Genomic DNA, 16621 nt, shown 5'->3' on the forward strand with positions numbered 1-16621 from the left:
CCACATTTTCCCTAATTTCTTCTCTACAAAGCCACTTACCATGCTGTTACCTCAATTTGTATTGTTGATCACATTTTACCTCAGTAGTATAAATACAACTTTTGCACATCCTAACCCAACTCTTAATAACAAAACAGCTGTTCTTGCAAAACAAGCCAATGAGCTCTTGAAAAAAGGAGATTTTGAACAATCTTTGGTACAATCCAGATTAGCATTAAGCCAAGCCATCGCTTTAAAAAACGATAATTTAATAGCTAGTTGTTACAATACGATAGCTGCTAATTTTGATCAACTTTCAGAGTTTGACAAAGCTTTTTATTATTACAACCAAGGCCTTATCTATGCCAACAAAACAAACAACGATGTTTTAAAAAATTGGATTCATAACAACCTTGCCAACATTTATTGTTTTGATAAGAAAGAGTATAAAAAAGGAATCTATCACTACAAAAAATCATTATCGTACAGCCAGAAACTGAAAGACTCAGCACAGATTGTTTTCACAAAATTAAATATCACTTGGGCTTACTTTGATGTAGGTAATTTTAACCAAGGCGCACCTCATTTAGATTACATAAACAAACACCATCCCAAACACGGCGATAAATCTACTATGGTAGCATTAAACATGCTAAATGGTATGTATCAAGCATCGCTTAAAAACAATAAAAAAGCAAATCAATTTTTTCAAAAAGCAATCAACGAAGGTATTGCAGGAAACGAAAAATCAGATTTATCATACTCTCACAATGAGTACGCAAAATTCCTTCTATCAGTAGGCGATTATAAAAATGCTTACCTCAACTTAGCACGATACAACCAAATTACGGAAGAACTTAACAACGAAGAAAAATTAAATAAGGCAAATGTTGCTGGAATTAATTTACAGATAGACGAATACAAAAGAGAAATAGATAAAATTGAAAACCAATTTGAAGATCAAAAGAATAAACTTTTAAAAGAGCAAGATCGAAATAAAAAAATAGTCATAGTGGTCGTTATAATTGTTCTACTCCTATCACTACTTTTTTATATTTGGGCGCAGAATTCACAACTAAAGCATAAAAACAAACTCAAAGATTTAAAAAGTAAGGTACAAGAAAACATTATCAACGCCTCCATAAACGGGCAAGAATTAGAACGTAAAAAAATCGCCTCCTTTTTACATGATAACATAAGTGCTTTGCTATCTTCTGCGGGCATGCAATTACAAGCTTTTTTAATACAAAATCCTATTGCATCACCAGAAATAAAAAAAACCAAAGCAATCTTAGATAATGCACACGACCAAGTACGCGATTTATCACATGAACTTATGCCGTCCCTACTCGCTCGTTTTGGCCTTTTTGACGCTCTAGAAGATTTGTGCGAAAAAAACTCAAGCCGCATTCTAGAATTTAAATTCAATTCGGCAACAACTCATGACAGACGCTACCATGAAGAATTTGAAATAAAAATCTATTATATCGTGATGGAATTAACAAACAATATCATCAAACACAGTGAAGCCAATCAAGCACTACTGGAAATCGAAGAAATTAACCAAGCGCTGCACATCAACTTAAAAGACAACGGAAAAGGCTTCGATTCAAAAAACTTTCAAGTGTTAGAAGGATTTGGAATCAACCAAATCAAAGCACGTATCAATAATTTGAAAGGCTCTATAATTATCAACTCAAAATTAAACTACGGCTCGAGTATTCAGTTGCAAATTCCAATTGCTTACCAAAAGAAGAAAACTAACCCCGTTTACCCAACTCAATAATCTCCATATCCTTAATCGCAGCTCCGTCAATTACAAAACGTAGCATCGTTCGCATTTGGTGAAAACCACTTTTACCTGCAGCGCCTGGATTTAAATGCAATACTTGAAAATGCTTATCAAACATCACTTTCAAAATATGCGAATGCCCGCAAATAAACAACTTAGGCGGATTGGTTGCCAAAACTGATTTGATAGCTGCACTGTATTTACCGGGATAACCGCCAATATGGGTGATCCAAACGTCCATGTCCTCACACAAAAAACGTTGGTGTAATGGAAACTCCAAGCGCGCTTGCGCATCATCAATGTTTCCGTACACGGCACGCAAGGGTTTTAGCTTCTTAATTGCATCCGTTACTTCCAAATTGCCAATATCTCCGGCATGCCAAACTTCATCAGCTTGTGCCACATATTTTAAAATAATATCATCAACATGACTGTGCGTATCCGAAAGTAAAAGTATTTTTTTCAATGTTTTATATTTAGGAGCTTTTTCCAGCTATTCGCTTTATTCCCGATCAAAAAACTACGGCAAAAAAGCCTTGTTTTTTAAAATCGGGAGATACCGCTGCTATCTGGGCTAGAATTTTCGGTAAAAATAGCCATTATTCAGTCAATAAGAACGCCTCATTTAATCTTAACAAACTTTGGCTCTTTGCTACTTCCTTGCACAAAAATTAATAAGTATCTTTGTGCTTTCAAAAAAAAAGAATTGAGGTATTTTATCAAATTCGCCTACAATGGCACCCATTATCACGGTTGGCAAATCCAACCAAATGCCGCATCGGTTCAAGAAACGCTAAACAAGGCACTTTCGGTTGTCTTAAACACAACCATTAGCGTTATGGGAGCGGGCCGCACGGATACTGGTGTTCACGCCTCCCAAATGTATGCCCATTTTGACTTTGATACTCCAATAAACGAGCCGACTTTAGTTCATAAACTCAACTCGTATTTGCCAAAGGATATTGTCATTTATGCCATACAATTGGTTCATGATGAAGCTCATTGCAGGTTTGATGCTAGTAAACGTACCTACGAATACCATATTAACACCTTTAAAAATGCCTTTTTGCAAGAGCAAAGTTGGTATTTTCATCAAGCACTTGATGTAGAATTAATGAATCAAGCGGCGCAAATTTTGCTCGTTCATACCAATTTTCAGTGCTTTTCAAAAGTAAATACCGATGTTAATACGTTTGATTGTACAGTTTTTGAAGCCTATTGGACCGCAAATAATGGACATTTGGTTTTTACCATTTCGGCCAATCGATTTTTGCGCAACATGGTTCGTGCAATAGTAGGAACATTAGTTAATGTAGGATTACACAAGATTACACTTGCTGATTTTTCAGCAATAATCGAAAGTAAAAACAGAGATAAAGCTGGATTTTCGGTACCGGCACACGGGTTGTTTTTAACCAAAATAGAATACGATTACATCACTGAATAGCCTTGATTAAATTCCTAGACTTTAATTTTAGTAGAAGTTCAGTAAATTATATTTATATCTAATAGCAGACACGAGCAAAGCGAATTGACCAAGTAAATAGCTCCAAAAAAAATATGAAAGCAAAAGCATTTGATACCCGACTGTTTAGTCGTATTTTAAAATTCACAAAACCATACAAATGGCGTTTTAATGGCGTTATAATATTTGCCATTTCACTCTCTATTTTTGCTGCATTACGTCCTTATTTGCTCAAGCAAACCGTTGATGCATACATTGCAACCGAAGATCAAAAAGGCTTGCTGTTGTATGTAACCTTGATGGGAATTGTGTTGTTATTAGAGGTCTTTTCGCAATTTTACTTTGTATTTTGGGCCAACTGGCTCGGACAAGATATCGTAAAAGACATTCGAACTAAATTGTTTCAACACATTTTGAGTTTCAGAATGAAATATTTTGACCACGTTCCGGTTGGGCAGTTGGTAACGCGAAGTGTATCTGATATTGAGTCTATTGCACGAATTTTTAGTCAAGGTCTATTTATGATTATTAGCGACTTGATGAAAATGGTAGTTGTGCTAGGTTTTATGTTTTATATGAACTGGACTTTGACTTGGATTGTTATTGTAGCCATGCCTATTTTGGTGTTTTTCACTCGTATTTTTCAGAAAAAAATGCAAGTTGCCTTTGAAGAAGTACGTACTCAAATTGCCAATATGAATTCCTTCGTGCAAGAACGCGTAACTGGAATGAAGATTGTTCAACTCTTTAATAGAGAAAATATTGAATCCGAAAAGTTCAAAGAGATTAACGACAAACACAAAAAAGCGTGGATTAAAACCATTTTATACAACTCCATCTTCTTCCCTATTGCAGATATTATTTCGTCATTAACTTTAGGATTTATCGTGCTTTACGGCGGAATCAAAATTTTAAATGGCGATAACTTTACCACTTTTGGAGATTTATTCTCCTACACAATGTTTATTGGTATGTTATTTAATCCGTTGCGTCAAATTGCTGATAAATTCAACGAAATGCAGTTGGGAATGATTGCTGCTAACCGTGTTTTTGATATTTTAGATACCCAAGATCAAATACAAGATACTGGTGTTATTGAAGCACCTACTTTTAATGGTGCCATAACTTTCAATAAAGTTCGTTTTGGGTACATTCCGGAAGAAGAAGTCATCAAAGGCATTGATCTTGAAGTGCAAGCCGGCCAGACAGTTGCCATTGTTGGATCAACCGGAGCAGGAAAATCAACCATAATCAACTTACTGAATCGCTTTTATGAAATCAACAGCGGTTCTATTTATATTGACAATCAAAATATAGAAAATTATACTTTGGGTTCGTTGCGCAAGCAAATTGCGGTGGTTTTGCAGGATGTTTTCCTTTTTGCAGATACTATTTTTAATAATATTACCTTACATAATCCTGAAATTGATCGCGAACAAGTATTGGTTGCCGCCAAAAAAATTGGAGTTCATGATTTCATAATGAGTTTGCCTGATAATTATGATTTTGATGTTAAAGAGCGTGGCGTAATGCTTTCATCAGGCCAACGACAATTGATTGCGTTCCTGAGAGCTTATGTGAGTAACCCAAGTATTTTAATTCTGGACGAAGCCACATCCTCTATTGATACGTACTCTGAAGAATTGATTCAGCGTGCTACCGAAACCATTACTAAAGGTCGTACCTCTATCGTGATTGCACACCGATTAGCCACAATTGTTAACGCTGATAAAATTGTAGTTATGGATAAAGGATTAATCGTGGAGCAAGGAACACATCAAGAATTAATTAATCGCGAAAGTGGTTATTACAAAAACTTATACGAATCGCAATTTGTTTCTGAATACAAATAAAATCCTTACATTTACTTGAAAATATTGTTAGCTATAACACATAAACAAGTGAAAAAACTCGGACTTTGTTTCTTGATTCTTCTATTCTATTCGTGTATCCCACTGCGAATCGCTCCAAAAATTGAGGGTGACAAAATTGTACAAGCCAAAAAATTCAAAAAAGACCTGCCCAATTGCTACGGTTTTGTATTTGAAGACAAAAAAAAGGCTGATGAATTTTACAACTTTATCAATACCAAATACAATTTAAAACACAGCAATGTAGATTCAAACGTTCCTATTGTAATTAACAAGAAGACTTTTTATATGTCGTTTTTTGAAAGAGAAAGAATCTCAAAAACACTGAATTTACTCCCAATTGTAGTAGATGCCGGTTTACAAACTAAAGGGAATGACCCTATTTTTGAGGATAATTATACTTCGAGAGACGGGTATTGGTATATTGTCATTTCAGTTCGTGATGCTGAAATTAAAGACTGCCTCGACCCTAATCATCCTGAACAGGCAATTGTAATTAAACATTTAAAAAAAATAAAGGACGAATATTTTTCGACCACAAATTATGTTGAAGCCTATCTAAAAATGAAATGATTCCTTCATCGATATCAACAAAGCTAATAAACTTGTAAAACGGCTAATTTTTTTTAAAATAAATCCTTAATTTTGCTACCCGAAAAGTGTTTTGAACCACTCGTAAATTGCAGTGGTAGAGGTGCTAGATTTTCAACAATAAAAAAAACAAAAAAACTTTACAATGAAATACGATATTATAGTTTTAGGAAGTGGTCCTGGTGGGTACGTTACAGCTATTAGAGCATCGCAATTAGGCTTTAAAGTAGCAGTTATTGAAAAAGAAAACTTAGGTGGTGTGTGCTTGAACTGGGGATGTATTCCAACAAAAGCATTACTAAAATCAGCTCAAGTTTTTGATTATTTAAAACATGCTTCGGATTACGGATTAACTGTTTCTTCATTTGATAAAGATTTCCCTGCGGTGGTACAACGCAGCCGATCTGTTGCAGACGGCATGAGCAAAGGAGTTCAATTTTTGATGAAAAAAAATAAAATTGACGTAATTGATGGTTTTGGAAAACTAAAACCAGGTAAAAAAGTTGATGTTACTGATAAAGACAATAAAGTTACTGAATACAGCGCTGATCACATTATTATTGCTACCGGAGCACGCTCTCGTGAGTTGCCAAACTTACCACAAGATGGTGTAAAAGTAATTGGTTACAGACAAGCAATGACTTTGCCAACGCAACCAAAATCTATTATTATTGTAGGTTCAGGAGCAATTGGAGTTGAGTTTGCTCATTTTTACAACGCGATGGGAACAGAAGTAACTATTGTAGAATTCATGCCAAACATTGTCCCTGTTGAAGACGAAGACATTTCTAAACAAATGGAACGTTCTATGAAAAAAGCAGGGGTTAAAATCATGACCTACTCTTCTGTAGAGCGTATTGATACCACTGGTGCAGGCGTTAAAGCATTTGTAAAAACAGCTAAAGGAGAAGAAGTTCTTGAAGCTGACATTTTACTTTCAGCGGTTGGAATCAAAACCAACATTGAAAACATCGGCTTAGAAGAAGTAGGTATTGCTACTGATAAAGATAAAATTTTGGTAAACGCATTCAATGCAACCAACATTCCAGGTTACTATGCTATTGGCGATGTTACTCCTGGGCAAGCATTAGCACACGTTGCTTCTGCTGAAGGAATTAACTGTGTAGAAAAAATTGCAGGTCTTCATGTAGAACCTATTGATTACGGAAATGTTCCAGGTTGTACGTATGCTACTCCTGAAATTGCATCGGTTGGTTTAACTGAAAAACAAGCTAAAGAAAAAGGATACGAATTAAAAATTGGTAAATTCCCATTTTCAGCTTCAGGAAAAGCAAAAGCAGCTGGAACACCTGATGGTTTTGTAAAAGTAATTTTTGATGCAAAATACGGTGAGTGGTTAGGATGCCACATGATTGGTGCTGGTGTAACAGACATGATTGCTGAGGCAGTTGTAGCTCGTAAACTAGAAACTACAGGTCATGAAATTTTAAAAGCCATTCACCCACACCCTACAATGAGTGAAGCAGTAATGGAGGCCGTTGCTGATGCTTACGGAGAAGTGATTCACTTGTAAGATTACACTTTTTAGAACAAAAAAATCCGATTGGCTCCAGATGCTAATCGGATTTTTTTTTGCAAAACAACACGATGTGACGCATTTGTTTAATTTTTGTACATTAACAATTATTTACAAAATGTAATCTACATTCTAATCAAATCTACTTTATCTTTGTAAATGGTGGGTTAGACCACTTTTTTATTGAACTTATTTTATAGCTATGACAGCAGAAAACAAACGATTTTCTACCCTTTTGAGCGAAAACCAGAACAACAATTGGGTACGAGCAATCGATTCGACAAAAATCATTAAATGGATAGATGATTTATTCAAAATATTATTCCCTGAAAAGGCTCTGGAAACGCTGCAGATAGAGGTATTACTAAATCAAAACAAGGCCGATTTTATCAGTATTTTATCTGAAATTGTAAAAGACAAACCTACCAACACCATCTTAGATGATGCCGAGGCGTTTTACAACAGTTTACCAGACCTTTACGCTAACATGCAGGCCGATGCTCAAGCTATTCTGGATACTGACCCTGCTGCTGACTGCATTCAAGAAATCATCAATTCCTATCCCGGATTTTTTGCTATTGAAGTATACCGAATTGCCAATGCCATTGCAAAAAGAACTCCTTGCCTACTGCCACGTATAATTACAGAATATGCGCATAGTAAAACAGGAGTCGATATTCATCCAAATGCTACTATTGGCGTACCGTTCATGATTGATCATGGTACAGGTATCGTGATTGGTGAGACTACCGTTATAGGCAAACACGTCAGCGTTTATCAAGGAGTTACACTTGGCGCCTTACAAGTTGAAAAAAGTATGCAAGAAAAAAAACGCCACCCAACGGTTGAAGACCATGTAATTATTTATGCTAATGCAACCATTTTAGGTGGCAGTACTATTATTGGTAATCATAGTATTATTGGTGGAAATACTTTCATAACAAAAAGCGTTAATCCGTACTCGTTTGTAATGCAATCCAATAAAAACACTGTTTTAAATCAACAGGAAACCAAGGATATTAACTTTTTTACGATCTAAAGAAATGACAAAATACAACAACATACTCGAAACTATTGGCAATACGCCACATGTAAAAATCAATCGCTTATTTGGCGAAAAACACAATGTGTACATCAAATTAGAGCGTGCCAATCCGGGAGCAAGCATCAAAGACCGTATTGCGCTGGCAATGATTGAAGATGCCGAAACGAGTGGGAAACTAGTTGCTGGAGGTGTAATCATTGAAGCGACTTCTGGAAATACCGGAATTGGACTTGCAATGGTGGCAGCCGTTAAAGGTTACAAATTGATTTTAGTAATGCCCGAATCGATGTCGATTGAAAGACGCCGATTAATGAGTTTGTACGGTGCTGAATTTGTACTCACACCTCGCGAAAAAGGTATGAAAGGCGCAATCGAAAAAGCCCAAGAATTAGTCGCAGAATTACCAAATGCGTGGTCGCCTCTTCAATTTGAAAATCCAGCTAATATTGCTATTCACCAACAAACTACGGCCCAAGAAATCATTGCTGCTTTTCCAGAAGGAATCGATTATTTGATCACAGGCGTAGGCACAGGCGGACATATTACAGGTTGTGCAGATATTTTAAAACAAAAATTCCCGAACTTAAAAGTATTTGCTGTCGAACCCGAAGCATCTCCGGTTATAAGCGGCGGAGCTCCTGCCCCACACCCCATTCAAGGAATTGGAGCTGGTTTTATTCCAACAAACTTACACACCAATTTGTTAGATGGAAGTATTCAAGTGAGCAAAGACGAAGCTTTCAACTACGCACAACGCGCTGCAAAAGAAGAAGGTATGTTTATTGGGATATCTTCGGGAGCATCGCTTGCCGCAGTGGCACAAAAATTAAATGAAATTCCAGAAAATGCTACCGTCCTCACTTTTTGTTACGACACAGGAGAACATTATTTGAGCATCGAAGGATTATTTGTATAGCTTTAATACCAGCCGACTTATGAATTTAAGTCGGTTTTTTTTTATAAAAAGTAAAGTAACTTATAAAATTAATTCATAAATTGCTTTCTAAATCAATCTCTTAAAGATGCTATGAAAAAAAATTTCTCGTTACTTCTTATTTTTTGCTTCACTCTTATTTCCTGTAATCCTGATGATGATTTTAAAAATCCCGAAAAACAAATAAAAGGAACGTGGGTTTTAAAGCAAGTCGTACAACAAAAAAATAATGCGACAGTTGTACTTGATCGCAGTAATACCGAATTTACTTTTGACGGAGCTACCGTTTCAATTAAAAAAGATACGCCTCTTCATGCTTTGGGGTACTACAATTACTCATTATTGCTCGAGAATTACTTTAATCCAGATTTACAGGAACCAAAAGGAAAAATTCTAACCATTAATGGTATAAGGTATATGTTTGAAATCACAGCATCTGGTAACAACATCAATTTAACGAATTTTTCAGATGGCCGTATTTTTTACTATTTAGAACGAAAAGCCAATTGATAGCAAAAAAAAAAATTCTTTTTCCATAACGGCAACTCAGTTTAATGTGAGGTGATCATTCGCAATATTACATTTTGTTTAATATTTTGTTAAATATGTTAGACAAGAGAATTAAATAACTACATTTGAATATCTTAATTTAACAATCTAAAATAAACCTTATGAAATTAGTAAAAACAATTAGTGCATTAATGGTGGTTGGAGCTCTAACCGCATCTTGCGGAGAAAAGAAAACAGCTGAAACAACAGAAACTATGGATTCAACTGCAGTAGCAGTAGATAGCACAGTAGTAACTGAAACGCCAAACATTGTAGGAGTAGCAGCTGAAAACGCAGACTTCTCTACTTTAGTAACTGCTGTAAAAGCGGCTGGGCTAGTAGAAACTTTAAGCGGTGAAGGTCCATTTACTGTGTTTGCACCAAACAATGCAGCTTTTGATAAATTACCTGCAGGAACAGTAGATACTTTATTGAAACCTGAAAGTTTAGATAAATTAAAAGCAGTTTTAACTTATCATGTAGTAGCAGGAAAATTTGATGCTGCAGCTGTAACAGAAGCCATTACAAAAGGAAACGGTAAATTTAATGTGACTACTGTACAAGGAGGAAATATCGTTCTTAGCTTAAAAGACGGTAAAGTAATTTTAACTGATGCAAACGGAGCTACTTCAACAGTAGTTTTAGCTGATGTAGCTGCTTCAAATGGAGTGATTCACGCGATTGACAGCGTAGTAATGCCAAAATAACGCTCTCTACATACATTTGTAAGCCGCTGTAACTTCACAGCGGCTTTTTTTATTTATAAATGAATAAAATTTGAATTTAATTTCCATCGCAAATCAGTGCACAATTAGCTTGAGCAGAGCAAGAAGACTTTATATCCAATATTATTATGTTTTTTATATCTTAGTTTTTAAAAACATAAAAATCAGTGCATTATGAAATTCAAGTTATTCATCACACTAGCCCTTTTAAATGCCTTCATTGCTTTTGCGCAAAAAGAAAAAGATCAAGAACAAATTAAAAAACTCCTAGAACGGGAGTCATCAACCTGGCGTTTGCAAGATGCAAAAGGTCATGCTGAGTGTTGGTACATTCAACCCTACAGTCGCATTTTAGTATCAACAGCTGATGGACAAACATATGACGTGCCACCTTCGGCAATGACAGCTACAGATCCTCAAAAAATGGGTAACGGCGGTTCAGCAGTTAATAGTAATTACAAAATGAACATCCAAAAACAAACAGCTTGGGTGAGTCATGATGAAATTTCGATTGGGATTGATGGTAAAAAAACATACTCCTATGAAATACGTTTACTCGAAAAAATAAAGAAAAAGTGGAAACTTGTTGGCCAATCGATTCATATTTACAAAACAGAATAAATAAAAAAAGGAGAAATTGATGACCTTATTTATTTAGAGAATGCTACTTATGATGTAATTCCTAACGTTTAAATAAAGTTTTTAAGGAGAAGAAAAGACTCTAAAATTGTAATTAACGTAAAAAACAAGGCTTTAATTTAAAATTTAGTCGTTTTTTATTTACAAAATAATACCCAGCAAAAGTAGTGTTTTACAAAAAATAAAATTATATTTGAGTACTAATTATATGTTTCCCCTGAATGAGCTACTTAAAAAAGGAACTATATGAATTAATCTCAAATGATAATTCCATTTTTGATTTTATTCAACAATCCGCACTAGATGGGTTGTGGTATTGGGATTTAGAAAACCCCGAAGAAGAATGGATGAATCCTAAATTTTGGACTACTTTAGGTTACAATCCAGATGAAATGCCACACAAATCAAGTGCTTGGCAAAACATTATTTTCCCAGAAGACTTAGCCCTTGCTACCAATAACGTCACTAAACATTTACAAGATCCAAATCATCCTTACGACCAGGTATGCAGATACAAGCATAAAAACGGTACTACCAAATGGATAAAATGTACTGGAAAAGCCATTCGAGATGAAAATGGGAAGCCAACACGTATGTTGGGAGCCCACATTGATATTACGGACTTAAAATACCAAGAAGAACTTTTAGAAAAATGTAATGAAGCTGCTTTAATTGGATATTGGGAAGTAGATTTAGTAGAGCAAAAATTACATTGGAGTAGAATTACCAAAATAATTCACGAAACCCCACAAGATTACGAACCGGTACTTGAAAGTGCAATTAATTTCTTCAAAACAGGCGAAAACCGCGATGAAATCATCTCAAAATTTACCGAATGTGCCACAAACGGGACTCCTTATGATGTCCGTTTGCAAATTGTTACAGTAAACAACAACACAAAATGGGTACGTTCAATAGGACAACCAATTTTTGTTGATGGAAAATGCGTAAAAGTCTACGGAACTTTTCAAGATATCACAACTGAAAAAGTGGCTAAACTTGCCCTAATAAAAGAAAAAGAAAAATTACAAACAGTACTCGAGGGCACTAATCTTGGTACATGGGAATGGGATATAAGTACGGGAGGCCTTGTATTTAACAAACGATGGGCTGGGATGATTGGTTACACAATTGAGGAATTAGAGCCGATCAGTATTCAAACTTGGCTAAACCTCGTGCATCCTGACGACTTAAAAGAATCAGAGGAAAAACTTCAAGATTGCTTCACAAGGAAAATAGATTTTTATAGTTCTGAATGTCGATTGCGCCACAAAAACGGTGAATGGATCTGGATTCTTGATCAGGGAAGGGTCATAAGTTGGGACGTTTACGGACAGCCATTATTGATGTATGGAACCCATACCGATATCACTGAAAGCAAAAACAAATTTGAGCTAAATAAACAATTCATAATACAAAACCCTAATGCGATAGCCATGTTTGATAACAACATGCGTTATATTGCTTGTTCCGAAAAATGGCAATTAGATTATAACATTAAAAGTGTTTATGCTGAAGGGAAATCTATTTATGAATTATTTCCCGGATCTGAAGAAAAATGGAAAAAAATTCATGACGAATGTTTAACTGGAGTTGCAAAAAAGAATGATGAAGAGAAATTTTTTCTAGCAGATGGCACTGTACAATGGTTACAATGGGAAATAAAACCTTGGTATATAGACCAATCAAATGTTGGTGGCCTAATCGTGTATACCCTGGACATCACCGATAGAAAAAAAACAGAAGAAGCCTTTAGAATTAGTGAAGAAGCTTTTAGGGGCAATTTTGAAAATGCCGCTATCGGAATGGCTTTACTCAATGAGTCAGGACAATGGATGAAGGTCAATCAAAGCCTATGCAAAATTGTAGGCTATACAGAGCAGGAGCTCATGCAAATTACTTTTCAAGACATTACTCATCCTGAAGATCTCGATGCTGATTTAAAACTACTTAACGAACTTATAGCGGGTGATATAAATTTTTATCATATCGAAAAAAGATATATTTGCAAAAATGGTGACATTGTTCATTTAATTCTTGCTGCTTCATTAGTTCGCGATGAGAATCAAAAACCTTTATATTTCATTTCACAAATAATTGATATTACATCGCAAAAAAAAGCCGAAGAGGAAATTCAATCATTATTATTGGTAACGAAAGATCAAAATGAAAGACTGAAAAACTTCGCTCATATTGTATCACACAACTTGAGATCGCATTCTGGGAATATTGCCATGATGCTAGATTTATTGCTTTACGAAAACAAACATTTAGAAGAAAACGACGTTATACAATTACTCAATACCGCTTCTAAAAATCTAAAAGAAACTATTGCTCATTTGAATGAAGTAGTACTCATGAATACTACTATAAGCGATAATTTGATCAGTATTAATCTTAAAAACTCAATAGCATCAAGTATTCAAAACCTACAAGCATTAATTAATAGCGCTCATGTAGAAATCCAAAATGAGGTTCAAGATGATGTTAATATTAAAGGAATTCCAGCATATGTAGATAGCATTTTACTGAATTTTATATCAAATGCAATCAAATACCGATCTACAATTTATCCACCAACAATAAAATTATATATGCTAAGTGAAAAAAATCACGCTGTATTGTGCATTGCTGATAATGGAATTGGGATCGATTTAGAGAAAAATGGAGACAAGGTATTTGGCATGTACAAAACTTTTCATAGCAACGAAGATGCTCGTGGAATTGGACTATTTATCACTAAAAACCAAATTGAAGCCCTTGGAGGAAAAGTAGAAATAGAAAGCGAACTTAACAAAGGGACGACCTTTAAAATATATTTTAATTATGCCTAAAATTGATATTGCCTGTATTATTGATGACGATCCTATTTTTGTTTTTGGAACAAAACGCATCATGGAAATTGCAAACTTTTGCGAAAGTTTTATGATTTTCAGAAATGGAAAAGAAGCTTTCGATAATTTGAAATCTATAATTATTGCAAATCAAAAGCTACCTGATTTAATTTTATTAGATTTAAACATGCCAATATGGGATGGATGGACTTTTTTGGACGAGTTTATAAAAATCCCTAGCGCAAATCCCATAACTATTTACATTATGACCAGTTCTATTGATCCTGCAGATATTGAAAAAGCAAAAAGTTATGATGCCGTAAGCAATTATCTTGTGAAACCTATTACAATAGAAGAGTTACAAAAACTTATTTCGTAATATTGCTGCTGCAAAAAAAAACGTGTAAATTAACACTATTATCTTTTTTCGGTAAAAAACTTTTTTCAAAAGATTTCACGAGTGTATCAATTGAAAAAAGTTTTTTTTTGTTTTACAACTAAAATAAAGTTACTTAAATAGCTTGTAAAGCTTGAACAAATAGATCAATATCTTCTTTGGTGTTGTATTGACTCAGAGAGACACGTAAACTTGGCTTTTTTAAATCCTCACCCGAAAGTATTTCGGCCAACACATGCGAAGGCTTTATACTGCCCGATTGACAAGCACTCCCACGCGATACAGCAATACCTTTCATATCCAAATGAAATAAAATCATCACCGTTTTACTTTCGGGAAAAGGCAACAGGATATTTACAACAGTATGTAAACCGTCTGCTGGTCCATTTACTCTAATACCCGGAAACGAATCTTCAAGTGATTTCAGTAAATAGGATTTAAGCAATTTTATATGCTGTTCATCCTCGATTAAACTATCATAACTCAACGTCAAGGCATGCGCCATGCCAGCAATTTGATGTAAAGCCTCAGTACCTGCACGCAATCCTTTTTCTTGTTCACCTCCAAAAAAAAGTGGTTGCAATCCCGAATTTTTGCGAATATAAGCAAAACCCACACCCTTCGGTCCATGAAACTTATGAGCACTTGCTACTAAAAAATCAATGGGTAACTGGCTCAAATCAAGCGCTAATTTCCCCACTGATTGTACTGCATCAGTATGGAACAAAGCAGAATGCTCTTGACATATTACACCTACGCGATGCAAATCAAGTATGCTACCAATTTCATTATTCACATGCATTAAACTTACAAGGGTTTTGCGTTCCTGACCAAGCAATTCTACTAAATGAGTCAAATCTACAGTCCCATCGGCTTGTAAATTCACGAAATCTACCTGAATTTTAAATTCATTTTGCAATGCCAAAACTGCATACAAAACCGCATGATGCTCAATTTTACTGGTTATAATGCGGGTTATTTTCAAATCAAGCACCGCAGAACGAAGAATCCAATTGTTTCCTTCGGTGCCACCTGAAGTAAAAATAATCTCCTGCGCTGTTGCATTTAGGTTTTTAGCAATCGATTTTCTAGCTAATTCTAAAGTGTTTTTTGCTGACCTACCAGAACTATGGGTAGACGATGGATTGCCATATTCTTGCGTTAAAACACGGGTCATTTCTTGAATTACTTCAGGTCGTAAGGCGCTTGTAGCAGCATTATCGAGATATACTTTATTCATGGTGATTAATACTAATTAGGTCAATTAAATGACTTTTGTTAAACCAAACTGGCTTTCTTTTTCCCAAAAAATAACTTTTCATTAAAAATTACAATCGAAACCAAAATTAGGAAATATGAAAAGAGTTGTACAAAGCTCACTTGTTCATCATAATAAAAAATAGCAAGTAAAAAATTGATGATTGGGTTAATATATATCATAATTCCAACCGCCGAAGAGCTTATTCCTTTCAGTGCATACAGATTTAAAAACAAAGGAATTACCGTAAAAAATACAACAATAAGCGCCATGCACCCATAAAACAACGGTTCGGTAGGAACAGCGCCACTATCTGTAGGATAAAAAGGAGCCAAAATTACGGCAGTTAAAATCAGTTGTATCGTAAGTCCAAAAAACTTATCAATTGCCGTATTTTTTCGTTGACTTATAATGTAAAACGCATAAGTAGCTGCTGTTAACAGACTATAAAAAATAGCACTAAAATGACCATAACCCAACAGTATACAACTCACAAAACTTACAAAAACAGCAAACCACTGCCATTTACTTAACTGCTCCTTAAGTAAAAAATAGGCAAAGACTGTGGTTAAAATAGGACAAATTAGATAGGCTAACGAAGCAGCATTAACGCTCACATGGTTCATTACAAAAATATAAATGAACCAATTGCTTGATAAAAATACAGCTCCACCCAAGGTCATCACAATAGCATTGCGCTGCTCCACCACAGGCAAAGAACGCAAATAATGCCAATTTTGCGTAACTACTTTTCTCCTAAAAAGTACGTTAATCAAAATCATTGTAGCAACACTAAAAAAAACGCGGTAAAACAATATATCGAGTGAAGGATAATTTTGCAGCGGTTTGAGAGCAAAACTAAAAAATCCCCAAATAAAAAAAGCCGCAAAGGCCGCCGCATAATACTTATTTCGTGCCATGAAAGATATAAAATAAGTGCAAAGATACTGATTTATGTTGGCTAAATCCGTAAGTGAACTCCTTTCTGAGAGCAAACTTTTGAAG

General features: G+C 35.1%; 15 protein-coding genes. 12 read left to right on the forward strand and 3 right to left on the reverse strand.

Going from position 1 to position 16621, the window contains the following annotated elements; all coding sequences use genetic code 11:
* Window positions 1–40 precede the first annotated feature (40 nt).
* Window positions 41–1765 carry a tetratricopeptide repeat-containing sensor histidine kinase gene (locus KBJ98_RS06995; protein WP_210789012.1) on the forward strand — a complete coding sequence of 575 codons (1725 nt, stop codon included), beginning with the start codon at window positions 41–43 and terminating at the stop codon, window positions 1763–1765.
* Here the strand turns inward: KBJ98_RS06995 and KBJ98_RS07000 are convergent.
* A complete protein-coding gene (locus KBJ98_RS07000; RefSeq protein ID WP_210789013.1) occupies window positions 1740–2237 on the reverse strand; it encodes a metallophosphoesterase family protein in 498 nt (165 codons plus the stop codon). The two genes, KBJ98_RS06995 and KBJ98_RS07000, sit on opposite strands and share 26 nt — an antisense overlap.
* Window positions 2238–2477: 240 nt before the next feature.
* On the opposite strand from KBJ98_RS07000, the gene truA reads away from it, so the two are divergent.
* The 11 genes from truA (at window position 2478) to KBJ98_RS07055 (ending at window position 14340) form a co-directional block, all read left to right on the forward strand.
* Complete coding sequence (truA, locus tag KBJ98_RS07005; RefSeq protein WP_210789014.1) at window positions 2478–3218, forward strand: tRNA pseudouridine(38-40) synthase TruA; 741 nt, start codon at window positions 2478–2480, stop codon at window positions 3216–3218.
* A gap of 113 nt (window positions 3219–3331) precedes the next feature.
* Window positions 3332–5089, forward strand: a complete 1758-nt coding sequence (locus KBJ98_RS07010) for an ABC transporter ATP-binding protein (protein ID WP_210789015.1) — start codon at window positions 3332–3334, stop codon at window positions 5087–5089.
* A gap of 72 nt (window positions 5090–5161) precedes the next feature.
* On the forward strand, window positions 5162–5680 hold the full coding sequence (locus tag KBJ98_RS07015; protein ID WP_210789017.1) for a hypothetical protein: 519 nt from the start codon (window positions 5162–5164) through the stop codon (window positions 5678–5680).
* 163 nt (window positions 5681–5843) lie between these two features.
* A complete protein-coding gene (gene lpdA / locus KBJ98_RS07020; RefSeq protein ID WP_210789019.1) occupies window positions 5844–7232 on the forward strand; it encodes a dihydrolipoyl dehydrogenase in 1389 nt (462 codons plus the stop codon).
* 205 nt (window positions 7233–7437) lie between these two features.
* Window positions 7438–8274 carry a serine O-acetyltransferase gene (locus KBJ98_RS07025; protein ID WP_210789020.1) on the forward strand — a complete coding sequence of 279 codons (837 nt, stop codon included), beginning with the start codon at window positions 7438–7440 and terminating at the stop codon, window positions 8272–8274.
* A 4-nt stretch (window positions 8275–8278) separates the two neighbouring features.
* Window positions 8279–9196 carry a cysteine synthase A gene (gene cysK / locus KBJ98_RS07030; RefSeq protein ID WP_210789022.1) on the forward strand — a complete coding sequence of 306 codons (918 nt, stop codon included), beginning with the start codon at window positions 8279–8281 and terminating at the stop codon, window positions 9194–9196.
* A gap of 111 nt (window positions 9197–9307) precedes the next feature.
* A complete protein-coding gene (locus KBJ98_RS07035) occupies window positions 9308–9724 on the forward strand; it encodes a hypothetical protein (RefSeq protein ID WP_210789023.1) in 417 nt (138 codons plus the stop codon).
* A 161-nt stretch (window positions 9725–9885) separates the two neighbouring features.
* Entirely contained in the window at window positions 9886–10470 is a 585-nt protein-coding gene (locus KBJ98_RS07040) for a fasciclin domain-containing protein (RefSeq protein ID WP_210789025.1), read from the forward strand.
* A 192-nt stretch (window positions 10471–10662) separates the two neighbouring features.
* Window positions 10663–11109, forward strand: a complete 447-nt coding sequence (locus KBJ98_RS07045; protein WP_210789026.1) for an endo-arabinase — start codon at window positions 10663–10665, stop codon at window positions 11107–11109.
* A 239-nt stretch (window positions 11110–11348) separates the two neighbouring features.
* Window positions 11349–13961, forward strand: a complete 2613-nt coding sequence (locus tag KBJ98_RS07050; RefSeq protein WP_210789027.1) for a PAS domain S-box protein — start codon at window positions 11349–11351, stop codon at window positions 13959–13961.
* Window positions 13954–14340 (forward strand): response regulator, encoded by a 387-nt coding sequence (locus tag KBJ98_RS07055; protein WP_210789028.1) that lies wholly within the window; start codon window positions 13954–13956, stop codon window positions 14338–14340. Before KBJ98_RS07050 ends, KBJ98_RS07055 begins: the two co-directional genes overlap by 8 nt.
* A gap of 133 nt (window positions 14341–14473) precedes the next feature.
* On the opposite strand, the gene KBJ98_RS07060 is transcribed toward KBJ98_RS07055, so the two are convergent.
* Both KBJ98_RS07060 and KBJ98_RS07065 read right to left on the reverse strand, forming a co-directional pair.
* On the reverse strand, window positions 14474–15598 hold the full coding sequence (locus KBJ98_RS07060; protein ID WP_210789029.1) for a cysteine desulfurase family protein: 1125 nt from the start codon (window positions 15596–15598) through the stop codon (window positions 14474–14476).
* A 38-nt stretch (window positions 15599–15636) separates the two neighbouring features.
* A complete protein-coding gene (locus KBJ98_RS07065) occupies window positions 15637–16536 on the reverse strand; it encodes an EamA family transporter (protein ID WP_210789030.1) in 900 nt (299 codons plus the stop codon).
* Between the last annotated feature and the right edge of the window lie 85 nt (window positions 16537–16621).

It is taken from the genome of Flavobacterium erciyesense, from assembly GCF_018069925.1.
Classification (GTDB): Bacteria; Bacteroidota; Bacteroidia; order Flavobacteriales; family Flavobacteriaceae; genus Flavobacterium; species Flavobacterium erciyesense.